The 23,491-nt window shown below is 69.2% G+C and carries 22 protein-coding genes; 13 read left to right on the top strand and 9 right to left on the bottom strand.

Annotation, left to right across the window (positions count from 1 at the left end; all coding sequences use genetic code 11):
* The first annotated feature begins 207 nt into the window (after nucleotides 1–207).
* From OIE74_RS36950 to OIE74_RS36940, 3 genes are all read left to right on the top strand, one after another.
* Nucleotides 208–1,806 carry an aminotransferase class V-fold PLP-dependent enzyme gene (locus OIE74_RS36950; RefSeq protein WP_329391704.1) on the top strand — a complete coding sequence of 533 codons (1,599 nt, stop codon included), beginning with the start codon at nucleotides 208–210 and terminating at the stop codon, nucleotides 1,804–1,806.
* A gap of 129 nt (nucleotides 1,807–1,935) precedes the next feature.
* Nucleotides 1,936–2,406: a RidA family protein gene (locus tag OIE74_RS36945; protein ID WP_329391702.1), complete on the top strand. Its 471-nt coding sequence runs from the start codon at nucleotides 1,936–1,938 to the stop codon at nucleotides 2,404–2,406.
* 94 nt (nucleotides 2,407–2,500) lie between these two features.
* Nucleotides 2,501–3,844: an amidohydrolase/deacetylase family metallohydrolase gene (locus OIE74_RS36940; RefSeq protein WP_329391700.1), complete on the top strand. Its 1,344-nt coding sequence runs from the start codon at nucleotides 2,501–2,503 to the stop codon at nucleotides 3,842–3,844.
* An 89-nt stretch (nucleotides 3,845–3,933) separates the two neighbouring features.
* Here OIE74_RS36940 and OIE74_RS36935 read toward each other — a convergent pair whose 3' ends face one another.
* Genes OIE74_RS36935 through OIE74_RS36920 form a run of 4 tightly spaced genes read right to left on the bottom strand, consistent with a single transcriptional unit; the run spans nucleotide 3,934 to nucleotide 6,881 of the window.
* Entirely contained in the window at nucleotides 3,934–4,470 is a 537-nt protein-coding gene (locus OIE74_RS36935; RefSeq protein WP_329392565.1) for a carbohydrate kinase family protein, read from the bottom strand.
* Nucleotides 4,471–4,529: 59 nt separating this feature from the next.
* Complete coding sequence (locus OIE74_RS36930; protein WP_329391698.1) at nucleotides 4,530–4,883, bottom strand: PfkB family carbohydrate kinase; 354 nt, start codon at nucleotides 4,881–4,883, stop codon at nucleotides 4,530–4,532.
* Nucleotides 4,884–4,887: 4 nt separating this feature from the next.
* Nucleotides 4,888–5,544: an RraA family protein gene (locus OIE74_RS36925; protein ID WP_329391696.1), complete on the bottom strand. Its 657-nt coding sequence runs from the start codon at nucleotides 5,542–5,544 to the stop codon at nucleotides 4,888–4,890.
* Complete coding sequence (locus tag OIE74_RS36920) at nucleotides 5,541–6,881, bottom strand: MFS transporter (protein WP_329391694.1); 1,341 nt, start codon at nucleotides 6,879–6,881, stop codon at nucleotides 5,541–5,543. The genes OIE74_RS36925 and OIE74_RS36920 overlap by 4 nt, the downstream gene beginning before the upstream one ends.
* Before the next feature lie 238 nt (nucleotides 6,882–7,119).
* Between OIE74_RS36920 and OIE74_RS36915 the strand changes: the two genes are divergently transcribed.
* Nucleotides 7,120–8,052 carry a LysR family transcriptional regulator gene (locus OIE74_RS36915; protein ID WP_329391692.1) on the top strand — a complete coding sequence of 311 codons (933 nt, stop codon included), beginning with the start codon at nucleotides 7,120–7,122 and terminating at the stop codon, nucleotides 8,050–8,052.
* 112 nt (nucleotides 8,053–8,164) lie between these two features.
* Here the strand turns inward: OIE74_RS36915 and OIE74_RS36910 are convergent, their stop codons facing one another.
* The 5 genes from OIE74_RS36910 to OIE74_RS36890 form a co-directional block, all read right to left on the bottom strand.
* Nucleotides 8,165–9,133 (bottom strand): LysR family transcriptional regulator, encoded by a 969-nt coding sequence (locus OIE74_RS36910; RefSeq protein ID WP_329391691.1) that lies wholly within the window; start codon nucleotides 9,131–9,133, stop codon nucleotides 8,165–8,167.
* An 81-nt stretch (nucleotides 9,134–9,214) separates the two neighbouring features.
* Complete coding sequence (locus OIE74_RS36905; RefSeq protein ID WP_329391689.1) at nucleotides 9,215–9,718, bottom strand: 2,4'-dihydroxyacetophenone dioxygenase family protein; 504 nt, start codon at nucleotides 9,716–9,718, stop codon at nucleotides 9,215–9,217.
* Between the two features lie 33 nt (nucleotides 9,719–9,751).
* Nucleotides 9,752–10,537, bottom strand: coding sequence for an SDR family NAD(P)-dependent oxidoreductase (locus OIE74_RS36900; protein WP_329391687.1), 786 nt, complete (start codon nucleotides 10,535–10,537; stop codon nucleotides 9,752–9,754).
* Between the two features lie 211 nt (nucleotides 10,538–10,748).
* A complete protein-coding gene (locus tag OIE74_RS36895) occupies nucleotides 10,749–12,089 on the bottom strand; it encodes a ricin-type beta-trefoil lectin domain protein (protein ID WP_443076397.1) in 1,341 nt (446 codons plus the stop codon).
* 213 nt (nucleotides 12,090–12,302) lie between these two features.
* Nucleotides 12,303–13,172 carry a glycoside hydrolase family 16 protein gene (locus OIE74_RS36890; RefSeq protein ID WP_329391682.1) on the bottom strand — a complete coding sequence of 290 codons (870 nt, stop codon included), beginning with the start codon at nucleotides 13,170–13,172 and terminating at the stop codon, nucleotides 12,303–12,305.
* Nucleotides 13,173–13,542: 370 nt separating this feature from the next.
* Here OIE74_RS36890 and OIE74_RS36885 point away from each other — a divergent pair, with 370 nt between their 5' ends.
* From OIE74_RS36885 to OIE74_RS36845, 9 genes are all read left to right on the top strand, one after another.
* Entirely contained in the window at nucleotides 13,543–14,391 is an 849-nt protein-coding gene (locus OIE74_RS36885; protein ID WP_329391680.1) for an endonuclease I family protein, read from the top strand.
* A gap of 187 nt (nucleotides 14,392–14,578) precedes the next feature.
* Entirely contained in the window at nucleotides 14,579–16,018 is a 1,440-nt protein-coding gene (gene glsA / locus OIE74_RS36880) for a glutaminase A (RefSeq protein WP_329391678.1), read from the top strand.
* Nucleotides 16,019–16,088: 70 nt separating this feature from the next.
* Nucleotides 16,089–16,451 (top strand): DUF1304 domain-containing protein, encoded by a 363-nt coding sequence (locus OIE74_RS36875; RefSeq protein ID WP_329391676.1) that lies wholly within the window; start codon nucleotides 16,089–16,091, stop codon nucleotides 16,449–16,451.
* Nucleotides 16,448–17,005, top strand: a complete 558-nt coding sequence (locus tag OIE74_RS36870) for a TetR/AcrR family transcriptional regulator (protein WP_329391674.1) — start codon at nucleotides 16,448–16,450, stop codon at nucleotides 17,003–17,005. Before OIE74_RS36875 ends, OIE74_RS36870 begins: the two co-directional genes overlap by 4 nt.
* 138 nt (nucleotides 17,006–17,143) lie before the next feature.
* Entirely contained in the window at nucleotides 17,144–17,905 is a 762-nt protein-coding gene (locus OIE74_RS36865) for a hypothetical protein (protein ID WP_329391671.1), read from the top strand.
* An 88-nt stretch (nucleotides 17,906–17,993) separates the two neighbouring features.
* Nucleotides 17,994–19,472, top strand: a complete 1,479-nt coding sequence (locus tag OIE74_RS36860; RefSeq protein ID WP_329391668.1) for a radical SAM protein — start codon at nucleotides 17,994–17,996, stop codon at nucleotides 19,470–19,472.
* Nucleotides 19,465–22,029, top strand: coding sequence for a CHAT domain-containing protein (locus OIE74_RS36855; RefSeq protein WP_329391666.1), 2,565 nt, complete (start codon nucleotides 19,465–19,467; stop codon nucleotides 22,027–22,029). Before OIE74_RS36860 ends, OIE74_RS36855 begins: the two co-directional genes overlap by 8 nt.
* Nucleotides 22,030–22,115: 86 nt before the next feature.
* The gene (locus OIE74_RS36850) at nucleotides 22,116–22,529 is read left to right on the top strand and encodes an NUDIX hydrolase (RefSeq protein WP_329391664.1); all 414 of its coding nucleotides are present in this window, start codon (nucleotides 22,116–22,118) and stop codon (nucleotides 22,527–22,529) included.
* Nucleotides 22,522–23,472 (top strand): carbohydrate kinase family protein, encoded by a 951-nt coding sequence (locus tag OIE74_RS36845; protein WP_329391662.1) that lies wholly within the window; start codon nucleotides 22,522–22,524, stop codon nucleotides 23,470–23,472. The genes OIE74_RS36850 and OIE74_RS36845 overlap by 8 nt, the downstream gene beginning before the upstream one ends.
* The last annotated feature ends 19 nt before the right edge of the window (nucleotides 23,473–23,491 follow it).

Raw genomic sequence — 23,491 nt, 5'->3', positions numbered from 1 at the left:
TCCCGGAAGCAGAATCCGGGATACTCCCCATGCCATACGTAATCCGCCGGTAAATTGTTCAACGCTCGGCCCTGATTTATTCTGAACCGCAGGTCAGACACCGATCCGGAAATCGAATACTGTCATCTGGAAGACGCTCTTAACAGTTGCCTCCCGGCTCCTTACCGTGGTCCGCACATTGACTCACAAGGCGACACGGGAGCCGGAATGTCAAAGAATGCTCTTTCCCGTCGTGCAATTCTGCAACGCAGTGCGGTGGCGGGCGGTGTCCTCTCCCTGGGGCCACTGCTCGGCGGCGCGACCGAGTCTCTGGCGCAGTCCACCGGGGGGACGGCGGCAACGGCCGGCCAGGCCACGAAGGACGTCTACGGACGGATCGGCGTACGGCCGCTGATCAACGCACGCGGCACATACACGATCATCAGCGGTTCGCTGATGCTGCCCGAGGTGCGGGACGCGATAGACGCGGCGGCAAGACAGTACGTGCACCTGGACGAACTCGCCGACGCGGTGGGCAAGCGGCTGGCGGAGATCACCCGGGCCGAGCACGGCCTGGTGGCGTCCGGTTGTCATGCTGCGCTCACGCACGCCACCACGGCGTGTGTCGCGGGCGGAAACCCTGATCTGCATGTGCGGCTGCCCGACCTGACGGGCTTCCAGAAGACCGAAGTGATCATCCCCGCGCACTCGCGCAACGTCTACGAGAACGCGGTCAGCGCGGTCGGCGTGAAGGTCGTCGAGGTGTCGACACCCGACGAGCTGGAGCAGGCCATCGGCCCGCGGACCGCGCTGGTCTACATCATGGCGGGGCCGAGGGTCGACGAGAGCGAACTCCCCACGGACGTCGTCGCCGGCATCGCCGGGCCCAGGGGCGTGCCGGTGCTGGTCGACGCCGCCGCCGAGATCCTGACCATCCCCAACGTCCATCTGGAGCGCGGCGCCGACCTGGTCGCCTACAGCGGCGGCAAGGCCATCCGCGGCCCGCAGTCCGCCGGTCTGCTGCTCGGGCGGGAGGATCTCGTACGCGCCGCGTGGGTCAGCAGCGCGCCCCACCACGGCATCGGCCGTGGCTACAAGGTCGGCAAGGAAGAGGCCATGGGGATGCTGGCCGCCGTCGAGATGTGGGTGCGGCGCGACCATGACGCCGAGTACGAGCGGTGGGAGTCCTGGCTGAAGTCCATCGCGCGCAAGGTCTCCGCGATCGGCAGTGTGAAGACGGAGGTCAGCCAGCCGGACGGGCTGTCGAACCGCACGCCGTCGCTCAAGATCACCTGGAACGAGAAGAAGCTCGGCGTGTCTGGCCAGACCGTGACGGACACGCTGTACGAGGCCGAGCCCCGGATCGCGCTCAACGCGTCCGGCGGCGAGGACCCCTCGCGGACGGGCGTGTCGATCACGCCGTACATGCTCCAGCCCGGCGAGGAGAAGATCATCGCGGGCGCGCTGGTCCGGATACTCACCGACCCGCCCGAGCCGCCCCCCGCGCCGCGTCCGCCGTCGGTCGACGCGACCGGCACCTGGACGCTCGACATCGAGTACCTGGCGGGCAGTTCGAGCGCGCACCGGCTGGAACTCACGCAGGACGGGGCAGGGATCACCGGCACCCACACCGGTGAGTACGTGTCCAGGAAGGCGACCGGATCGGTCAGCGGCAAGACGGTGACCGTGCGCAGCACGCTCAGCGAATCGTCGGGTGACGCGCTCGACTTCACGTTCACGGGGACGCTCAAGGGCGACTCGATGAGCGGTGATCTCAACATGGGCGAGTACCTGAAGGCCACGTGGAAGGCCGAGCGCGGCGGCTGAGCCCCGCGTTCTCGGCCCGGCCCGGCCGGGATCTCTCCCCCGCTCCCCCATCTCAACTCTCCCCAGCAGCAAGTCCATTGACGTTCCGTGCCCACGCCTGCGCGCGCGGGCCCGGACGAAGGAGGAAGCGTGACGAACCGCAGGGACTTCATCCGCAAGGCTCCGGTGGTGGCCGCCGTGGCCGCGACCCCGGCACTGGCCGTCAAGGCCACCGAGGACCGCAAGCGCCACAAGCCCGAGAAGGAGATCCACTACCCGGGTGGCGGCGAGCCGCCGGAGAACCCGCTGTTCAGCCCGGTCGTCAGCTACGGCGACCTGGTCTTCATCTCGGGCATCGGCGCGCACTTCGAGGGCGACATCACCGCCCACACCGAGCATGTGCTCAACGAGGTGGAGAAGTACCTCGAAGCCGCCGGGTCGTCCATGGACCGGGTGCTCAAGGTCAACGTCTACCTCAACTCCCTCGACGACTACGACGGGATGAACGCGGTCTTCCTCGGCCGCTTCGGTCCCGAGCCCGGCGTCCGCACGACGATCGCCGCGCAGGCCGGTATCCCCGGGGACTCCCTCGTCGAGATCGACTGCATCGCCGTGCGATGAGCCCCACCACCGCTCGTACCACCGCCGCACACCTCACCACCGCTCGAACCACCACCGCTCGTACTTCGCGTCACCGGACGAAATTGGGGTTGGCATGACACTGAGATCACGGGCCCCCTGGGCCGTACTCCCCGCGGTTCTCACCCTCGTGGCAGGCGCGTCGGCCGCCAGCAGCGCCACCGGCCGGTCATCGGACGACCCGGCACCGGGCCCGGACGCCTCGGCGTCCGCGGTCACCTACGACCTCCTGCTGCGAAGGGGTCATGTCATCGACCCCAAGAACGACCGCGACAGGGTCATGGACATCGCCGTCAAGGACGGCTTGATAGCCGCCGTCGGATCGAAGATCGACCCGTCCCGCGCCAAGAAGACGGTCGACATCAAGGGCAAGTACCTGGCCCCCGGCTTCATTGACATGCACACCCATCTGTTCCGGGGTGACCAGGAGGCCTACGCGAACGGTGTGCTCGGTCTGCCGCCGGACGGATTCACCTTCCGGGCCGGGGTGACCACGGCGCTCGACACCGGTTCGTCCGGCGCCGAGAACTTCGAACTGTTCAAGAAGAACATCGTCGACACCTCCAAGACCCGGGTGCTGGCGATGCTGAACATCGTCGGCAAGGGCATGGCCGGCGGTGACAAGGAGCAGGACCTCGGCGACATGAGTGCGGAGGAGGCCGCCGAGGTCGCCAAGAAGTACCCCGAGATCATCAGGGGTATCAAGACGGCCCACTACAACGGTCCCTCCTGGGAGCCCGTCGAGCGCTCGATGAAGGCCGGCGAGATGGCCGGTGTGCCCGCGATGATCGACTTCGGGTCGGACAGCCCGGAGCGGAGCATCGAGGAACTGCTCACCAAGAGGCTCCGCCCGGGTGACATCTACTCCCACGTCTACTCCGGGCTGCGCCACGAGCTCGGTGACGACGGCAAGCTCAACCCGGCGCTCCAGGCGGGCCGCGACCGCGGCGTCCTCTTCGACGTCGGCCACGGCGGCGGAAGCTTCGACTGGAACGTCGCCATGGAGGGCAAGAAGGAGGGCTTCTGGCCCGACAGCATCTCCACGGACCTGCACACGGACAGCATGAACGCGGGCATGAAGGACATGTCCAACGTCATGTCCAAGTTCCTCACGATGGGCCAGCCGCTCAAGGACGTCATCGAGGAGTCCACCTGGAAGCCCGCGCAGGCGCTGGGCCGCAAGGACCTCGGCAATCTGTCCGTCGGCTCACCGGCCGACATCGCGGTCTTCGGCCTGGAGAAGGGCAGGTTCGGGTACGCGGACAGCTTCGGCCTGCGGGTCGACGGCAAGGAGAAGCTGGTCACCGAGCTGACGGTGCGCGCGGGTGAGGTCGTCTGGGACCTCAACGGCCGGACGGCGAAGCCGTGGACACCGGGCGCCGTGGGTGACAAGAGCAACGAGGAGCACGCGGCCCCGTAACCCGCCTGACGGAACGACAGAGCCGCTCCCGGCCGCGAAGGCCGGGAGCGGCTCTGTTCTGTCCCGTGCTTCCGGGATCAGGGGGAGCGTCAGGGACGGAGATGACCGGCGTGGCCGTGGACGGTCTCCCGGTCCGGGATGGGGCCCACCGCGCCGTGGCCGGTCGTGGTGAGCGCCGCCGCGATCACCGCGTAGTGTGCCGCCTCCAGCGGGGAGTCCCCGTCGAGCAGCCGCGCGGCGAAGGCGCCGTCGAAGGTGTCGCCGGCGCCGGTCGCGTCCGTGGGCACGACCGGGTGGGCCGGCACTTGGGTGGTGCGTCCCTCCGCGAAGAGCAGCACTCCCTCGGCGCCCATCTTCAGGGCGACGATCGCGGGGCCGCGCGCGGCGAACTCCCCGAGCACGTCGGCGGGTTCGTGCGCGCCGGTGAGGAGCCGGCCCTCGTCCAGGTTGGGCAGGACGATGTCGGCCAGCTCGGCGCTGCGCATGACGACGGCGCGGGCGCGGGCCGCCGGCCACAGGGCGGGCCGGTGGTTGGGGTCGTACGAGACGAGCGTGGCGTGCGCGCGGGCGGTCTCCATGGCGTGGAAGGCCGCGTCGCAGGCGGATGGGCTGATCGCCTGGGTGATGCCGCTGATGTGCAGCAGCCTGGCGGCGGCGACCGCCCGCTCCGGAACGTCCCCGGGAGTCAGGCGGCTCGCCGGTGACCCGGCGCGGCGGTAGGTGAGGCGTGCCTGCCGTCGCCGTGCCGGGTGATGAAGTAGATGCCGGTCGCGCCGCCGGGTTCGGCGACGACATGGGTGGTGTCGACGCCCTCCCGGCGCAACAGTTCGGCCAGTGCCCGGCCGAAGGCGTCGTCGCCGACGCGGGTGATGTAGCCGGTGCTCGCGCCCGAACGGCGGGCGGCGATCGCCATGTTGGAGGTGTCGCCGCCGAAGCCGGTGTGGAAGGCGGTGGAGCTTTCCAGCGCCCCCTCGGCCGCCGCGTTGAATTCGATGAGCGGCTCCCCCATGGAGAGCACCGAGGGGTCGGTGTCCGGCATCGCGTCAGATCCGGTTGTACTTGGCGAGGCCGTCGCGCAGCGATCCCGACGACAGGATCAGCGCGGTCTGTTCCTTCTCGCGGTTCTCGATGTCCTGCGCGGTGGCGAGGACTTCGCCGACGAGGTCCTTCGGGACGCGGACGACCCCGTCGCGGTCGGCGACGATGAGGTCCCCGGGGCGTACGGTCACTCCGCCCAGTACGACGGGCTCATTGAGCGAAACCGTGCGGTAGCGCCCCAGTGTGGTCGCGGGCACGGCGTGCCGGGCGTACACCGGGAAGTCGGGGAAGTCCCTGCGGATCTCGGTGACATCGCGCACCCCGCCGTCGAGGACGCAGCCCGCCAGCTTCCTGGCGACGGCGCCCGCGGTCATCAGCCCGCCCCACACGGCGACGTCGGCGGCGCCCGCGTCGATGCACACGACGCTGCCGGCCGGGGACTCGTCGATGGCGGCCAACGCGTGTACCGGCGGCTCCAGTTCGGGGTCGGGCACCTCCCGGACCGTCACCGCCGGTCCGGCCAGCGTCCTCGATCCCGGTACGACCTGGTGGACAGCTCCTTCGAGATAGCCGCGCGCGCCGTGCTGTTCGACGGCGTCCGCGACCGACGCGGTGGCAAGGGACCTGTAGGCCTCAAGGGTCGCCTCGGAGTAGCTGGTCATATGGGTTCTCCAGTCTTTTTCCCGGGGTCCGGGATCGCGGATCCCGGCTCGGTGCCGAGCGGCACCACGTGCTTCATGACGACGCCGTAGACGAGTGCGCCGAGCAGGGACACGGCGGCGGCGGTCGCCAGGGGTACGAAGTACGAGCCTCCGAAGGCGTCCAGGAGGACACCGACCACGACCGGGCTGAGCGCCCCGGCGGCGTTGGAGGCGAAGCCCTGGATGCCCGCGAGCGAACCGACGTTGGCCGGGGTCGGCGCGACGTCGGCGGGCAGCGCCCACAGGCTCGACGCGGCGAAGCACAGCGACGCCTGGGAGACGGCGAGCAGTGCGAGCGCGAGGTAGGCGCTCTCGACGAGTCCGGCGAGGACGATCACGGAGGAGAGGATCAGCCCGGTGACGATGGGGAACTTACGCGCGTACGTGACGCTGCGCCCCTGGTTGATCAGCCGGGTCTGCACCCAGCCGCCGGCCCACTGGGCGGGCATCGACACCAGTGCCGGGATCATCCCGAAGAAGCCGAGCTTGAGCAGATCGAAGTCCCGCTCGTCCACCAGGTAGGACGGGAACCAGGTGATGAAGAAGTACAGCACGAAGGAGAGACAGAAGAAGCCGAGGACCATGCCCCACACCGTGCGGTAGCGGAACAGCTCCTTCCAGGGCATGGCGGGCACCGTCGGGTCCGCCTCGTTCGCGCCGCCCGCGCGGATGTACGCGCGCTCCTCGGCGCCCAGCCTGGGGTGTTCGTCGGGGTCGCGGTAGAACTTCAGCCAGAAGGCGGTGAAGCAGAGACCGACGATCCCCGCGGCGACGAACGAGCCGCGCCAGCCGAGCCAGGCGATCACCACGGTGGTGACGGGCAGCGCGAAGGCGGTGCCCGCCCGGCCGCCGCTGTCGAAGATCGAGGCGGCCATCCCGCGTTCGCGCACCGGGAACCAGCGCGAGACGATCTGTGAACTGGACGGGTAGGCGGGCGACTCGACGGCTCCGAGCACCAGGCGTACGAGAAGGAGCACCAGGAATCCGGTGACCGCGCCGACCAGCATGGTGGCGATCGACCAGGCGGCGACGGCGAAGGCCATCATCCGGCGCGGGCCGTAGCGGTCGACCAGCCAGCCGGCGCCGGGCAGGAACGCCGCGTACGTCCAGAAGAACGCGCCGAGCAGCAGCCCGGTCGCGGTCTTGGATATGTCGAGGTCCTTGGTGATGTAGGGCAGTGCCACACCGAGGTTGGCGCGGTCCATGTAGTTGATCGTGACGGCCCCGAAGGCCAGCCAGATCATGGTCCATCTGACACGTCCCGCCGGTGTGCCCGGGACGGGTGGGGATACGGTCATGAATGCTCCTCGAACGTGCGTCGTCCGTGCACGTGAGCAGTGGCGGGAGTCATCGGTCGCCGGGGCGGGAGGTGGGGGCTCCTCTGGTTGATCCCGGTAGTGGCGTGAGCGTATGAGTCCGGTATCCCCTGCGTGAAGGGCGAGTTGCACATACGGGTATTCGGAAAACGGATTGCGTCTCATTCGCTTCGGTCGACGGACCTTGTTGCCCGCTGTCGGCTCGCGTACAGCAAGGGGCATGCTGCGACCAGAAGTTCGTCTCGAATGGTTTGTCTCATTCCTCGGAGTCATCGACACGGGGAGTTTCAGTGCCGCTGCCGAGGCCGTTCACCGCTCCCAGCCGCGGGTGAGCATGCATGTGGCAGCGCTGGAGCGGGAGGCCGGGGTGCCGCTCTTCGACCGGAGCAAGCGGCCGGTGCGGCTGACGGAGGCGGGTGAGGTGCTCGCCGGTCACGCCCGCGCGATTCTGTACCGGCTCGGGACGGCGGAGGAGGCGATGGCCACCCGTCGCGATTCGGCCAGGGGTGTCGTGACGCTGGGGAGCTATCCGAGTGCCAGCGCCGCGTTCGTGCCCGGTCTGCTGGAGCATCTCGCGGTAAGCCGGCCGTCCATCAAGGTGGTGCTCGTCGAACGGTCGACGCTGGAGCTTGACTCGGCGCTCTCGCACGGCGAAATAGACATCTACCTGCGGCCCATGGCCCCGCCTGTCGGTGACACGGTGCGGCTGCGGGCGCTCTGGCAGGAGTCCCTCGCGGTCGTCCTGCCGCTCGGGCACCCGCTGGACGAGCTGCCGGACCCGCTTCCCGTCTCGGCCGTCGCGGCCTATCCGCTGATCACCATCGGGCGGCTCGGCTCACCGGACGTGCCCGGTTTCGAGACATACAAGGTCTTCCGGGAGCAGGGTTTCGAGCCGGAGGCCGTACAGGCGACGAACCAGCCGCAGACGCTCGTCTCGCTCGTCCGCAGCCGGCTCGGGGTGGGGGTCACCAACCATCTCGCGGTGTCGACGGCGGACACCAGGGACGTGACGATCCGGCGTCTCGACGCCGCGTGCGGGCGCCGGGTCGCGGTGCACTGGGATGCCAATCGGCCGCTGATTCCGGCGGCGCGTACGCTGTTGAGGGAAATCCTCGAAGCGCCCATTCCGGCCGGTACTCAGCGGCTGACGTAATCCACGCGGGCCGCGCCGGTCAATTCGGATATCGAAGGCGGGGTATTCGGAGAACGAATAACGGGATGCGGGCCGGCACGCGTTTCAACGGCCCGCTTTCACCGCCCTGGTTTCACCGCCCCGCTTTCGCGGTACGCCCGCACTCGGCTTCCTCGCCCCACGGCCACCGCGGCATCGGCAGTTTCCCGATGACCTCGCGCACGGCCTCGACGGCGGGTGAGACGACCGGTCCGGCGCGCCACCAGGCGGCGACGGCGCGCTCGCACTGCGGATCGGCGATGGGGACCAGTGCCACGCCCTCGGTGTTCGCGGTCGTCATGGCGAGGCTGTTGGTGATGCCGACGCCAAGTCCGTGGCGTACGAGGGAGATGAGGGTCTGCGGCTGGTTCGTCTGGGCCGCGATGACCGGGTTGAGTCCGGCGTTGGCGAAGGCGAGGTTGGTCTCGTACTGGCGGGCCTGGCCCTCGCCGCTCTCGCCGATGCTGATCACCGGGAGCATCGCGGTCTGCGCGAGGCGTACGGACCCGACGCGCGCGAGCGGATGGTCGGCGCGGAAGACGGCGACGAGGGGCTCGCGCCAGAGCACCCGGCTGGCGACCAGATCGGAGTTGATGAGCGGATGGAGGGGGCGTATCGCGAGGTCGAGGTCGCCGCTCACGAGATCGGTGCCGAGCGCGACGCTGGGTCCCTCGCGCAGCACGAGCCGCACCTGGGGGTGGGTGATCCGCAGGGCGCGTACGGCCAGTGGATAGAGGTACGAGGCAGCGCTCGGGTATGCCCCGAGTCTGACCTGTCCGGAAATCGTCCCTCCGGTGAGGTCGGCCAGGACATTGAGCCGGCGCAGGATCTCCTCGGCGTGCGGCAGCAGCCCGCGGCCCTCGGGAGTGAGGACGGCGGGCTGCACGGAGCGGTCGAGCAGCCGGGTGCCGAGGAGCCGTTCCAGCTCCGCGACATGGCTGCTGACTCTGGGTTGTGAGCGGTAGAGGGCCTTCGCAGCGGCGGAGAATCCGCCGTGGTGGGCCACGGCCACAAAGCTGGCGATCCAGTCGATCCGGTAGTGGTAGACGCTCCCGATGTCCATTGAGTCCCCGTCCCTTCACCTAGGTCTTCACCTAGGCAGGGGAGCCTACCTCGCAGGTCACGGGGGCTATGGAGGGTTTGTTCAGCGAATGAACCGATTCACGTAGTCGGCGCCGAGACCATTTTCCGTGTAGTGGGCACGACACATGTCGATCTTTGTGAAGGTGTCCTCGTAGCCGGTCTGGACCCCGTTGTCGTCGACATACGCCATCGCCCCGGTGATGTTGAAGAACGTGATCATCTCGTCGCAGTCCGCCGGCACGGCCAGCGTATGGATCTCGCCCGGGGGCTCGTAGACGAAGTGTCCTGCCTCGGCGACCCAGTCGTGCTCGTGGTAGTGCCACTTGCCCTTGATGACGTAGCCGAAGACGACTCCGGGGTGCCGGTGGCGTGAAACGATCCCCGCCGCCGTGACCTTGAGGAGATTGCACCACTGGCCGGTGACGGTGTTGAACATCAGCGGGCGGAACCAGACGTGGGGAGCCTGCGGCACCCAGATCCGGTCGTCGTCGGGCAGGGCGGCGACGGCGATCTCCTCCGGGACCATGGTGGACAGGGGGATCACGGGGCCTTGCGGGTCGGTCATCTTCTCTCCTCCTGGGGGTGGGGAGCCGGCAGTTCAGGCGGCGAGATATCCGCCGTCGACGGGGAGTACGGCTCCGGTGACGAACCGCGCGTCCTCGCCGCAGAGGAACGTCACGGCGCCGGCCACGTCGGCCGGCTCGCCCCAACGCCCCAGCGGGGTCCGGTCGATGATCCGCCGGGCCACCTCGTCGTCGGCCCGCAGGTCCGCCGTCAGGGCCGTACGGATCCATCCCGGCGCCACCGCGTTGACGCGGATGCCGTCCCCCGCCCAGGCGACGGCGAGCGCCTTGGTGAGCTGGGTGATACCGCCCTTGCTGGCCGTGTAGGCGGGCACCCGGGGGCCGCCGAAGAAGCTCAGCATGGAGGCGACGTTGACGACGCAGCCGCCCGAGCGGCGCAGCAGGTCGTGCGAGGCGACGCAGGCGCGCATGGTGCCGGTGAGGTTGACGTCGACGACATGGGCGAAGACCTCGGGTTCGTACTCGCGGCCCCGGGCGATCACACCGGCCGCGTTGACGAGGACGTCGAGCCGCTCGATTCCGCCGAGGAGGTCTTCGAGTGCGCGGTCCTGAGTCAGGTCCATCTCGACGCGGCGGACCGATTCGGGCAGCCTCCCGGCCGCGCCGCCGGCGTCGAGCCCGGCGGCGATAACGCGGGCGCCCGCGGTGGCGAAGCGCTCGGCGACGGCGGCGCCGATACCGCTGGTGCCGCCGGTGACGACGACCGTGCGCCGGTCCCCGGTCGGGGCGCGCGACGTGTCGTGCGCCCTGTCGCGCTCTCCGTCGTGACCCACCGGTCGCGCAAGGTGCTCCTCGCTCACTGCCATTCCCTCCGCACGGAAACACGACGTTACGGATCCGATTCCAACAGCTTTCGCGGCGCGGAGCCTTCGATCATGCGGGAGGAGGATGACCCCCATTCGATTCCGCCGGTCCGGTCCGGCCCGGGAACGCGAACCGCCCCGGACACCGTGGGTGATCGGTGTCCGGGGCGGGTGGCCACGGCGGGGTCGCCGGGCATCGGGGGCCGGGTCAGCCCCGGTACTGCGCCAGTACGCGGGTGAAGTCCCACGCCGCCTGGCCGACGCCGGAGCAGGTGTCGGCGCCGCCGCCGGTGCACGGCCGGTCGCGGTTGACCGACCAGAAGGTCAGCCGGGCGAGGTGACGCTGCTGCGCGTAGGCGAGGATCGTGCGGAAGTCGGCGACGGTGATGGTCTCGCCGACATCCGTGACGCCGTTCATCGAGGAGATGCCTGTCTTGCGGTAGGCCTCGTCGTCGCCGTAGCCGTAGGCGTTCTTGACCGCGGTCTTCAGGCCCTCGGCCGCGCGGACGGACAGCGCGCCCATGTTCTGGCCGTTGCCGCCGAAGTTGAACGGCATGATCGTCCAGCTGTCGACCGTGAGGCCGGAGGAGGCCGCGCGGTTGATCAGGCTGGTGTCGGGGCCGTTCTGGCCGGTGCCGAACGTGATGTAGATCTTGATGCCTGGGTTGTTGGCCCGGATCGTCCTGAGCGCGTCGACGGTGCGCTGCTGGACGGTGGGGCTGTCGTACGCGGCGGCCTCGATGTCGATGTCGATCGCCTTCAGACCGTACGCGTTGATGACCTTCTGGTACGCGGCGGCCAGCTCACCCGCGCTGCCGCAGGAGCTCTCCAGCTTGTTGCCGCTCCAGCCGCCGAAGGACGGGATGACGTCGCCGCCGCCCGCGCGCACGGTGTTGATCGTCTGCTGGTCCACTCCCCCGGTCAGCGGCCGGCCGCCGTCCCACTGCGGGTCGCAGTACCCGTTGCTGAGGACGAAGGCGAGGGTGAACCACTTGACGCCGGTGGCGTTCTGGACGGTGGCGGGGCTGGGCGGGCTGCCCCAGCCGTTGTAGATGTACGGCGCGACGGCCATGGGCGCGCCGCCGGGGTCGGGGTTCCCGCCGCCGCCGGAGGGCGCGGTCCACTTCTGGTTCGCGGCGCCGGTGCAGGTCCACAGCTGGAGCCTGGTGCCGTTGGCCGAGGTGTTGCCGGTGACGTCCAGGCACTTGTCCGCCTGGGTGTTGACGATGTCGCGGGCCGCCGAGACGGTCCACTTCTGGTTCGCGGCGCCGGTGCACGACCAGAGCTGGAGGACGGAACCGTTCACCGTGCCGTTGTCCTTGACGTCCAGACACTTGCCCAGCGCGCGGATGGTGCCGTCGGAGGCGACGTCCCACTGCTGGGCGCCGCTGCCGTTGCAGTCGTACAGCTGGACGGCGGCGCCGTTGGCGGAGCTCGCGCCCGCCACGTCCACGCACTTGCCGCCGAGACCGGTGATGGTGCCGACGGCCGCGGCTGCCGCCGTCGCCGGTGTCACGGTCATGGTCGAGGCGACGGCCACCAGGGGCATGGCCAGCAGGGCCAGGGGTCTGAGGTGCTTCCAGGGCTTGAACGAGGCGGTCATGCGAGGTCACCGTCCACTTCTGGTGGGGCGGCTCACCGGGTCCGCCCGGTGGCCGGTTCGCCCCCGGGCGCCGGACAGGGCGGGAGGAGCCCTGTCCGGCGCCCGGGAACGGAGCACTGAGCCCGTCCGGCCACGGGGACCTGCGAACAGACCGGTGTTCTAGTCGCTGACGCGTACGTAGTCGACGACCAGTTGCTGCGGGAAGACCGTGCTGCCGTCGGGGTCGCCGGGCCAGTAGCCGCCGACCGCGAGGTTGAGGATGAGGAAGAACGGTTTGTTGAACACCCACTCGCGGCCGCCGAGATCGGCGGGCGTACGAGTCTGGTAGACCTGCCCGTCCACCGACCACTTGATGGAGTCCGGCGCCCAGTCGACCGCGAAGGTGTGGAAGTTGTCCGCGAACGCCTCGCCGTTCGGCAGGCTGTAGCCGGCGCCGATGCCGCCCTCGCCGGAGTAACCGGGGCCGTGCAGCGTGCCGTGGACGGTGTTCGGCTCGAAGCCGACGTTCTCCATGATGTCGATCTCGCCGCTGTTGGGCCAGCCGACGTCACCCATGTTGCTGCCGAGCATCCAGAACGCGGGCCAGATGCCCTGCCCGCGCGGGATCTTCATGCGGGCCTCGACCCGGCCGTACGCCGAGTCGAACTTGCCCGAGGTGTTCAGCCGGGACGAGGTGTACTCGCACGTCCCGTACCAGCACTGGTAGTTGCCGGGGTTCTCCTTGCGGGCGGTGATGACGAGATTGCCCTGCCCGTCGAGTTGGGCGTTGTTGTTCCCGGACGTGTAGTACTGCCGCTCGTGGTTGTTGACGTTGTCGCCGGTCTCGATCTGCCACTTGCTTCCGTCGACACCGGACCCGGCGGGACCGTCGAACTCGTCGGCGAACTTGATCGCTGCGGGGGCCGCGGCGGCGTGGGGGCCGTCGGTGGCGGAGGCTCCGGCGGGCACGGCGGCCACGGCTCCGGAGGTGCACAGAAGTGCGAGGGTGTACAGCGCCGTTCGGCGCCGCCAGGACATGCTCACGGTCATCACATCGCTTTGCGTGGGGGGCATGCGTATGACAGGTGCTGCTGAGAGACGAAGCGCCGGTGGCACTTATTTCAATGCTTGATTCAAGGCAGCCACGCGGCCTCCGTCAAGGAGTTGGTATGGACCAAAATTATCAGCGGTGTGTTTTCAGGCCACCCATGTGAACGCGCAGCCCAGGACGGGCCAGGTCAACGGCCAACGTCGGCAGACTTCTTGACCTGCACATGATGGTCGCGGAGCATTCACCCCGGCGTCACAGGTGCTGTGGAAGGCTCCTGCGGAAACGTCACATCGCGATGATCGCCGTGCGCAGCGCCTCACCCGTCGGTTCTACGCGCGGTGATCTCCTGATCGAGAGGACACTCCCCACATGTCCCGTCGTCACCATCCCGCCGTGCGGCCGGTGCTGGCCCTGTGCGCCGCCGCCGCGGTGCTCGCCGGCAGCGCGGGCGCCGCCCCGGCCGCCACACCCCCGGCGACCGCGTCGGGCACCACCGCCGCCGGCACCCCGGCCGCGACCGGAATCGCCGCACTGGACGACACGTACTACCAGGGCGCGATCGGCAAGACCGGCCCCGCGCTCAAGACCGCGCTGCACGGCATCATCAGCGACCAGACGAAGCTGTCGTACAGCGCCGTCTGGGAAGCCCTCAAGGTCACCGACCAGGACCCGGCCAACTCCGCCAACGTCATCCTCCTCTACACCGGAGCCTCACGGTCCAAGTCGCAGAACGGCGGCGACGTCGGCGACTGGAACCGCGAGCACGTATGGGCCCAGTCCCACGGCGACTTCGGTACGTCGCAGGGCCCCGGCACCGACGTCCACCACCTGCGCCCCGAGGATGTCCAGGTCAACGGCATCCGCGGGAACAAGGACTTCGACAACGGCGGCAGCCCGGTCAGCGGCGCTCCCGGGAACCTCACCGACAGCGACTCCTACGAGCCGCGCGACGCGGTCAAGGGCGATGTCGCCCGCATGATCCTCTACATGGCCGTCCGCTACGAGGGCAACGACAGCTTCGCCGACCTCGAACCGAACGACCGCGTCAACAACGGCTCGGCCCCCGCGATGGGACGGCTGTCCGTGCTGAAGCAGTGGAACGACGAGGACCCGCCGGACGCCTTCGAGAAGCGCCGCAACGACCTCATATACAGCCAGTTCCAGCACAACCGGAACCCGTTCATCGACCACCCCGAATGGGCCGAGTCCATCTGGTGACACCGCCAGGCGACACGGCGCGGCCTCCCCGGGGGTGATCACCCCGGCTGCCAGAGTGGGCGGCGTCAACTCCAAGCGCCCCCATCGGGGAATGCTGACCGAAGCCCCCGGCCGCGGATGCCCGAGTCCGCGACCGGGGGCTTCGGTCTGCCCGGCGCACTCCGCAGACAGCCCCTGGAGGTCGTCCGTGACACACGTCCCGGCCACCGATGTGATCACCGACGCGCTGGTGGAGCTCCAGCGGCGGGTCGCCACCCTGGAGGAGGGTGAAGTCGCCTCGTACATCCCGCAGTTGGCCACGGCCGACCCGAGTACCTTCGGCATCGCGCTGACCAGCATGGGCGGCAACCACTACTGGTCGGGCGGCGTCGACACGCCCTTCACCCTCCAGTCGGTGTCGAAACCGTTCGTCTACGCCCTGGTCCTGGCGGAGCTGGGCCTGGACGAGGTGACCCGCTGGGTCGGCGCCGAGCCCAGCGGCGAGGCGTACAACGCGATCAGTCTGGAGCCCAGCACGGGGCGGCCGGCGAACGCGATGATCAACGCGGGGGCGATCGTCACGACCGCGCTGGTGCCGGGAACGGACGAGGACGAGCGGTTCGAGCGGATCCTCGACTGTCTCGGCCGGTTCGCCGGACGCCGGCTGGACGTGGACGAGAGGGTCCGCGCCTCGGAGTCCGAGACCGGCGACCGCAACCGGGCCCTGGCGTATCTGATGCGCGGCGCGGGATCGCTGCCCGGCAGCCCGGCGGGCGTGGAGACGTACTTCCGTCAGTGCTCGGTGCGTGTGACGACGGTCGATCTGGCGGTGATGGCCGCGACGCTGGCCAACGGCGGCGTCAACCCCTCCACCGGCGAGACGGTGGTGCCCGAACCGGTGGCGGTGCAGGTCCTCGCGGTGATGGCCTCCTGCGGGATGTACAACGCGTCGGGCGACTGGCTGCTGCGCGTCGGACTGCCCGCGAAGAGCGGTGTGTCGGGCGGGCTGATCGCCGCCAGCCCGGCGCGGTTCGGTCTCGCGGTGCACAGCCCGCCGCTGGACGCCACGGGCACCCCGGTACGGGGCGTGGCCGTGCTGCGCGAGCTGTCGGCGCGGTTCGGGCTGCATCTGATGCGCCGCTCCTCGCGTACGGCCCCGACAGTGAAGCTCGCGGAGACCGCCCGGACGGCGCCGTCCGACCGCCCGCGCAGCGAGGCCGAGCGCGAGGTGATCGAGCGCGCGGGCGACAACGTGGCGATCGTGGCCGCCCAGGGGATCCTCGACTTCACGGAGTCGGAGCGGCTGCTGCACGAACTGGGCAACGTCGTGCCCGGGGAGCCCGGTTGGGTGGTGCTCGATCTGGAGGACGTCTCGGAGATCAGGCCGTTCGCAGAGATCATGCTGCGGGAGGCGCTGACCAGGCTGGCATCACAGGGGCATCAGGTGACGGTGGTCGGCGATCTGGCACCGCATGCCGACGAGGGCAGCCGGGCGGGTGGCGAGGGCGCGTGGCGGCAAGTGCCCTCCAGGGAGACGGCGGTGGCGCGGTGCGAGGACGCGCTGCTCTCCGCGGGCATCAACCGGCAGCAGGGACCGGCGAGTTGGGACGGGGACGACGAGGCTCGGCCGAACAGCGGGGGCGGGTGAGCCATCTTCTGGACAGATGTCTATAGTTCACGGACATCTGTCCAGAAGAATGACCCCTGAGGATGCCCCCGTGACTACCGCCGCCCAGATCCTGGTCGCCCTCGTGGCCGCCTTCCACGTCTACGCCATGGTGCTGGAGATGTTCCTCTGGGAGCGCGGCCCCGGCCTGAGCCTGTCCGGCTTCGACGCGGAGATGGCCCGAGCCACCGCGCCCCTGGCCGCCAACCAGGGTCTCTACAACGGATTCCTGGCGGCGGGCCTGGTCTGGGGTCTGATCGCGGCCGACCCGACGGGGCGTCACGCGCAGATATTCTTCCTGAGCTGTGTGGTCGTCGCCGGGGTGTACGGCGCGGCCACGGCGAACCGCCGCATCCTCTTCGTCCAGGCACTGCCGGGCGCCGTCGCGCTGGCCGTCGTACTGGCGGCAGGATGACGGGCGATCCGCGCGCGGCCCGGACCCGGGCCGCCCTGCGGCAGGCGCTCCTCGACGAGTGCGCGGAGCGTCCGCTCGAACAGGTCGGCGTAACCGCGCTGGTACGCAGGGCGGGGGTCGGCCGGGCCACGTTCTATCTGCACTACGCGGACCTCGGGGCCCTCGCCGTCGACGCGTGCGCCACGGTCGTCCGGGACGCCGTGGACGCGCTGCACGCCTGGCGCGGTCTGCCGGACCCCGCTTCGCCGCCACCCGATCTGACGGCGTTCTTCACCGGTCTCGTACCCCACGCCGGCCTGTACCGCACGCTGCTGCGCCCCGGCGGAAGCGGCCCGCTCGGCGAGTTGCTCCACCGGGAGCTGCGGGAGCGCAGCCGCACCGAACGGGCCCTGGCGGGCGCGCCCGAGCCGGAGTTGATCGCCTCGGCGGTCGCCGCGTCGTTCGCCGGCGTACTCGCGGACTGGCTGCACGGCCTGATCGACGCACCGCCGGAGGCGGTCGCCGGACAGGTGTGGCGACTGCTCGTCGTGCTCCACCGTGCCCCCACGCGCTGACGGAGCGGCATTTCGGCAGGGCCGGTTTTCCTGCCGAACCGCCTCTGGTAGCAGGCTTTTCACGGTCGACCGGGTGCTGTCCCCAAAAGGCCCATAGTGTGTCACTCTGAAAGTGAGGCGCCTACCAGGGGGTGGTATGTGACCGCTGTTCATGAGCAGTACGCGACTGAGATGCGGCAGCAGTTCGGGTATCTGGCGACCTGGTTGCCGGGAACGCGCATCTCCGTGGGAGATGTCGGTGTGTTGCGCGGCAGCCGCTTCGAGCCATACACCACTCTCGCCGGTTTGCGTGTTGACTTCGGGATGCGCCCCGTGGGCACACCCGGTGATCTCGAATACGCGTCCGCCGGACAGGTGGAGGTCGAATGGCACGGCCAGGCCGGCCTGCTCGCCGGTTCCATGGCGGGCGCTCAGACGCGGGTCACCGTTTCGTTCAAGCGTTCACATGCCACGTTCTTTCAGGCGAGTCGGGCGGTGACGAGCGCCATCTCCGATCTGCCCGCGGTGGAGCGTGCGCTGATCGGGCTGGGCGGAGACTGGCAGCGGGAGTGGGTCGTGGTGACCGAGGTGGTGAAGGCCCGGTCGGCGGTGGTGGTGGTTTCCAGCCGGAGGGGTGGCCGCCTCGATCTGCGCGTACAGGGCGGTGAGCCGGGTGCGTCCCTGGCGGAGCTGGCGTCGCGGGTGCAGGTGAACTCCGAGGCGGGGATCGCTGCGCGGGTGGTGTCGCCCACGGGGCTGACTCCGCTGTTCAGGGTCTGCCAGTTGCGTGGCGGCCGAGTACGGAGGATGTCGTTGGTGTATCGGGGAGGGAGGGAGGAAGACAGCCCGATTCGTCCGCCGGAACCCGGGTCTCGGCTCACCGAACCCGGCGAGTCGGGCGGTCACCGTGACGGCGTGTGACGTCCGCCCTCCGGATGCCGGCGTCCGAGAAGCGGTCGGACAGGCTCTCCTGTCCCGGCGCTGTGTCGGGCTCCTGCGGGCGGCGGGCGTGCCGACGGGGCGCGATCTTCTCTCGCATGCCCTGTCCGAGTTCCTGGCCGGTTCCGCGTCCGGTCCCGCGCCGACCGCGGACGAGGGAAGCGCCGGCGCGAGGACGGTGGCCCTGCCGCTGACGATCGCCGGCCGCGGTGTCGTGGCGATCGTCGGGCGCGACGGGAGCGGCCGTACCCGGTGCTGGTCGATGCTGCCGGTCGCGGACGGTCGGTTCGTCCACGGTACGGACAACGCGGTCTTCGGTCGGTGGGACGCGTTGCTGGCGGTGCGGCCGTCAGGTGACTGGACCGTGGTGCCCGGCCATGGCGGCGAGATCATTCCCGGACGTCTCGACGACCATGTCGAGCGTTTGCGCGCGGTTGCCCTGGGCGAGATCCGGGGGCCGGTGCAGATGGATTTCGATGTGAGCATGGCCTGCCCATCGGCCTGTTCCTTCTGCTTCTCCGCCTCCTACCGGCTGACACGCAAGGAAGGGCGAATCCTTGACGGCGACGTGATGCTGGCGCTGATCCGGCGGTGGGCGGCAGACGGAGTGCGGGTCGTCCGATTCGACGGCGGTGGCGACCCGTTGACACATCCGCGACTGCCGGAGGCGATCTCTCTGTGCGCGGAGAAGGACCTGCGCACCGCGGTGCTGACAGCCGGCGATCTGTTGTCGGATTCGCTGCTTCCGACGCTCCTGGCAGCCCGCACCTATCTGCGGATCAGTCTCAACGCGGCACGTGACAGTACGAGATGGCAGCTCCACGGGCAGCGTCTGGGGCGCTTCCCGGTGAGTTCGATTCTGGGTGTGGTCGGCAGGCTGGTGAGGTTACGGGAGAGGGAATTCGGCCAGGACGCGGCTCAGCTGATGCCGCTGGGCGCGACATCGATGATCCATCCCGGCAACGCGGCCGAGACGGCGGAGATCGCCCGGCTGGCCCGCGACACCGGATTCGATCACATCTCGTTCCGAGTGGTGCTCGGCAACGACCACAAGGTGCACTTCAGCGAGGACCAACTCGCCTCCTTGCGTGCCCAGTTCGCGGAGATCCGCGCCTCCGTCACGGGCACCGGATTCCAGGCGTTCCTGCCGACCCGCGATCTGACCGACACCGGATACGTGCCCAGCAGATTCTTCAAAGTTTGCCGTGCCTCGACCCACCGCGCGGTCGTCGAGGTCGGCAGCCGGCCCGACCGTGCCGCCGTCGTGCCCTGCGGCCGTTATCGCGGCGAGGGCTACCGCGCCGAGGAACCGGACAGACCACGGGTGATGTTCGGCGAGCTGGACGCCTCGACGACAGTCGCCGATGTCCACGCCTCACCCCACGGCAGAAAGCTGCTGGCCACGTTCCCGGACGCCTGTGGAGACTGCATCGACCGCTCGGCCAACGCCATGCTGGAGCGGATGTCGGAACTGTTGCGGGAGAATCCCGGCACGGAGTTCCATCCCCTGCGTACTTCCGGAGCCGTCGAGGACACCTCCTATGCGTGAATATCTTGACTTCCGGGTGGAGATCACGGCATTCGACGACACCGCCTGGGCCGTGCAGGCGTCGTGCCCCGTCGGTGAGACCCGCAGCACCACCGCGGTCTCCGTCGACCGGAGACGGATCGACAAGCTGGTGGCCGAGCTCGACGGCCGCAGGATCTCGGCCGGTGCCTGTTTCGAACTGGGCACACTGCTCGGCGGGATTCTCCTGCCGGGCGAGGTCCTCGATCTGTTCCGTGCCGCGTTTCCAGGTGAGTCGGACGCCACCGCCGGTATCCGGCTCCGGCTCGTCGTACGCGAAACCTGGGCGGCCAGCCTGCCATGGGAGTTCGCCCACGTTCCGCTGCGCGCCGACGACGATGCCCTGGTCCCGTATCTGGCGCTCCACCCGGCGGTGTCGATCATGCGGCACGAGGCGATGCCTTCGCCTCAGCCCGTCCTGGAGGGCACCGACGGCGCGGCGCTGAGTGTGCTGTCCGCCTCCGCGAGACAGCTGCCGGGGCTGCCCGCTCTCGCCGCCGCCGATCTGGGCTCCCAGGGACCGGCCGGGAACACGCGCCTGCGCGTGGAGCGACTGCCCGATCCCGTCACGGCCGCCGCACTGGAATCCGCCCTGTGCACCTCCTACGATGTCTTCCACTTCGCCGGGCACTCGATGCACCGCTCTCGTCTGGACGGCAGCGACATGGTGGGACTGGCAATCGCGGACGACGGCGGGCGTGAAGCCCTCCTGTCCGGCGAGAAGCTGGCCGTACTGCTGAAGGCGGCCAAGGTGAAGATCGCGGTGATCAACACCTGCAATCCCACGGAAGGTCTGGGCGCGCACCGTCTGGGGCTGGGAACCCTCCTGGTGGAAGCCGGTGTTCCGGCGGTGGTGGTCATGCAGCTGCCGGTCGAGGACGCCCATGCCGCCGCGTTCAGCCGCGCCTTCTACACGGCACTGGCCGCCGGTGCCTCGCTGGACGAGGCCGTCTCCGACGGCAGACGGAGAATCTCCGCGTCGGGGATCCTGCCGGACTGGGGGGCGCCGGTGGTCTTCTGCCGCTCGATCCACAACACGTTCTTCACCCGTGCCGCGGCCCCGGCCGCCGACGCCACGGATCACACCGCCTCCTATCGCGCCGGCCACGGCGGGCCGAGGCCGGCCGGTGACAGCACCCGTATCTGGCAGGCGCTGCACCAACTGTGCGAGGAATGGGAGCCGTCGGATTCGCTGGACGAGCGGACCGAGATCACTCGCGTGACCGCGCTGCGGGAGGCCGCGGCGAGCGAACCCGGGGCGTCGGCGGCAGCGCTGATCAGGGTTCTCGCCGAGGCGTACCCGTCGGCGATCGGCGAGGGGGAACTGCTGCTGAGACTCGACGTGGCCCACCGGCGGCGTCTGTCGGCGCTGGTACGGGAAGCCAACCAGGCGCTCACGGCCAGGAACCGGGACGAACTCTCACGCTTCTCCATCACCGGCGTCAAGGACACCGAGCAGGGCTACTGTCTGCGGCGCCGCCCGGTGACAGATCTGATCGAACGCTCCCCGGCCGCGCACGCGAAACTCGACTACCATCTGCGGCTCGCCTTCGGTCTCTACGACGTGGGCGACTACAGACAGAGCATCGCGCACCTCGTGGACCGGCTCGAATCGTCCCAGCGCAATCACGGGCTCCTCACGGTGCCCGAACACTCGCTCCTCTTCTACTACTTGTCCAAGTCGCTGCTGAAGCTCAACCGGTACGAGGAACTTCTCGTGGTCCTCGAAGGCCCGTACCGCAACCTGTCGCAGAGTGTGCTCGCGGACCTGGAGGTGGAGCGCCTGCACATCGCCGGGGTCCGTCATCGGCAGCTGGGTGAACTGGGCCCCGCCCAGACGTGTTTCGAGGCTGCCATCGCGACTCTGGAGCCTTCGCTCAGGGCGGCGCGTGAGCCTGCCGTCCTGTGCGGCCTGGGCGACAGCTGGGTGCTTCTCGCCCAATGCCGCCTGGAGCAGGCCCTGTCACCGTCTCCGCCTGAGCTGGTACGCAACGCCGCTCTGCGATCGGCCCATGAGGCGCTGCGGAACGGGAGCGCCCAGTTCGCCGAACTGCGCGGGGTCACGGGAGTCGGCACCCACTACGAGGGCCGGCTGAACGGCACGGCCGCCTTCGCCACCGTCGTCAGCAGCCTGGTGAACCTGCAGGCAGTGACTCAGACCATGTGGGACAAGGCCGTTGAGAGCGCACGGGGCGGGTTCACTCCCGAGCGGGACCGCAAGCCGTTCGGCATCGTGGCGGGTAAATTCGCGCTCAGCAGCGTTCTGCTGGCCCAGGCCCGCTGGCACTGTCTGGCGCGGGCGGGATCGGGCGAATCCCGAGCACGGGAGTGCGTCTCACAGGCGTTCGCTCTCCTGACGTCCCTGCGGACCGACCACATGGACACCAAACGCGTTCATCTTGGCCATCAGTTCGAGATACCGAAGATCGAACTCGCGACACGGACGTCGGAGGAGCTCGACTCGTGCGAGAAACTGGCCGACGTCGGTCTATGGAAAGGGATCGTCTCCCGTGAGGCGATCTGGAGTCCCCTCGTATGACAGAGAAGAGAGACAGACCAATGCCTTCACACACCGGATACGGGACCATGCTCTCCACCGAAAAGCGGTCATCCTATTCCCTCTACATGGCCGCGGCATTTGCGTTTGTCTTCTCCCCGGACGGCAAAATGCTGCTCCTCAAAGAGAATGAGAAGAAGCGAAAGTACATGTGGGATCTGCCCGGTGGCACTCTCACCGATCGCGAGGCCCCGTTGAGCGGTCTGCACCGCGAGGTACGGGAAGAGACCGGTCTGAGTGTCACCGTGCTGTCCCAGAGCTGCTGGCTCAAGTGGGACCACCACCAGAGCGGCAACCCCATCCTCGTCGCCTTCTATCTCGCCGGCACCGATTCCCGGGAGGTGACGGTCTCGGAGGAGCACACCGCGTACCGGTGGGTGACACCCGCGGAGTACACCAGGGAACGGCTCCGGGTCTCGGCCGAGGAGTCCATCGTCGCCGACTGCTTCGCCCGCTACCGGGAAATCACCGCAGGTGGGTGAGGAGAATCCCGCGCGTATCACCGTGCTCGGCGATGTGAACCTGGAGGTCACCGGAGTCATCGCCCCCCGTTTCGGCGCACTGACGGGCGATCATCTCACCTCGGCACCGCTCAAGGTGCATGTGGGAGGCACGGCCGCCAACTTCGCGATCGCCGCGCGAGCCCATTTCCGCAGGGTCCGGCTGGTGGGAGTGGTGGGCACCGACGAACAGGGTTCCTGGGCGGAGTCCGCGCTGCGCTCCTGCGGCGTAGACACCCGCCTGTTCCGCAGTCCCGGCCGTCCCACGGGCACCGTCGTGGCGATCCGCGACGGGGGGACCCAGCAAGGCAGCCGACTGATGATCGCCAGCCCCGGCAGTGCGAACTCGGCACTCACCTCTGACCACATAGCGAGCAACGGCGATGTCCTGGCGGACACCGACTTCATCGTCGCCGACGGCTACAGTCTGCTCTCCGAACCCCGCCGGAGCGCGGTCCTCGAAGCCATGCGCCGCGGCTCACGGGCCGGCGCGCATGTCGTACTCGATCTGGTGCCGCATCACCTTGAGACCCTGATCAGCCACGAGGAACTGCGTGTCTGGCTGACCTACGCGTCCATCGTCGTCTGCGAAGCGGCGACGGCACGCGGCCTTCTCGGCCTGCCCCTGCCGAGCGGGCCTCTCCAACTGCCGGCGGCCAGGGAAACCGCGGAACAGCTGGCGAGGGCGTTTCCCGGGCGCGCTTTCCTTCTGCGCTTCGGCTTCGCCAACATCGACCAATCGCTGATACGGCATCCCGACGGGGAGAGCACGCATCATTTCACCGGGTTCTCCGAAGCGACGGACACCTATGCCTTCGGAGACCGGCTCACCGCGCGTGAGATAGCCGATCACTTCACGGACCACCACCGCACGGCAGAGCAGGAGGAAAGGAGGGAGGACCGGCCTCCCCAGCCCACGCACTAGAGTCGACGGTCCCCAGTCG

The sequence above is a fragment of the Streptomyces sp. NBC_01716 genome (genome assembly GCF_036248275.1).
Taxonomy (GTDB): Bacteria; Actinomycetota; Actinomycetes; order Streptomycetales; family Streptomycetaceae; genus Streptomyces.
Note: the sequence above shows the minus strand (reverse complement) of the source record. Positions and strands in the feature narration are given on the sequence as shown.

Bases quoted from the DNA above. Each gene is read 5' to 3' on its own strand.
- OIE74_RS36890 (WP_329391682.1), bottom strand. From the start codon at position 13,172: ATGACCGTGAGCATGTCCTGGCGGCGCCGAACGGCGCTGTACACCCTC.
- OIE74_RS36940 (WP_329391700.1), top strand. From the start codon at position 2,501: ATGACACTGAGATCACGGGCCCCCTGGGCCGTACTCCCCGCGGTTCTC.
- OIE74_RS36895 (WP_443076397.1), bottom strand. From the start codon at position 12,089: ATGCCCCTGGTGGCCGTCGCCTCGACCATGACCGTGACACCGGCGACG.
- OIE74_RS36925 (WP_329391696.1), bottom strand. From the start codon at position 5,544: ATGACCAGCTACTCCGAGGCGACCCTTGAGGCCTACAGGTCCCTTGCC.
- OIE74_RS36950 (WP_329391704.1), top strand. From the start codon at position 208: ATGTCAAAGAATGCTCTTTCCCGTCGTGCAATTCTGCAACGCAGTGCG.
- OIE74_RS36910 (WP_329391691.1), bottom strand. From the start codon at position 9,133: ATGGACATCGGGAGCGTCTACCACTACCGGATCGACTGGATCGCCAGC.
- OIE74_RS36870 (WP_329391674.1), top strand. From the start codon at position 16,448: ATGACGGGCGATCCGCGCGCGGCCCGGACCCGGGCCGCCCTGCGGCAG.
- OIE74_RS36905 (WP_329391689.1), bottom strand. From the start codon at position 9,718: ATGACCGACCCGCAAGGCCCCGTGATCCCCCTGTCCACCATGGTCCCG.
- OIE74_RS36885 (WP_329391680.1), top strand. From the start codon at position 13,543: ATGTCCCGTCGTCACCATCCCGCCGTGCGGCCGGTGCTGGCCCTGTGC.
- OIE74_RS36930 (WP_329391698.1), bottom strand. From the start codon at position 4,883: ATGCCGGACACCGACCCCTCGGTGCTCTCCATGGGGGAGCCGCTCATC.
- OIE74_RS36920 (WP_329391694.1), bottom strand. From the start codon at position 6,881: ATGACCGTATCCCCACCCGTCCCGGGCACACCGGCGGGACGTGTCAGA.
- OIE74_RS36850 (WP_329391664.1), top strand. From the start codon at position 22,116: ATGGCCGCGGCATTTGCGTTTGTCTTCTCCCCGGACGGCAAAATGCTG.
- OIE74_RS36855 (WP_329391666.1), top strand. From the start codon at position 19,465: ATGCGTGAATATCTTGACTTCCGGGTGGAGATCACGGCATTCGACGAC.
- OIE74_RS36915 (WP_329391692.1), top strand. From the start codon at position 7,120: ATGCTGCGACCAGAAGTTCGTCTCGAATGGTTTGTCTCATTCCTCGGA.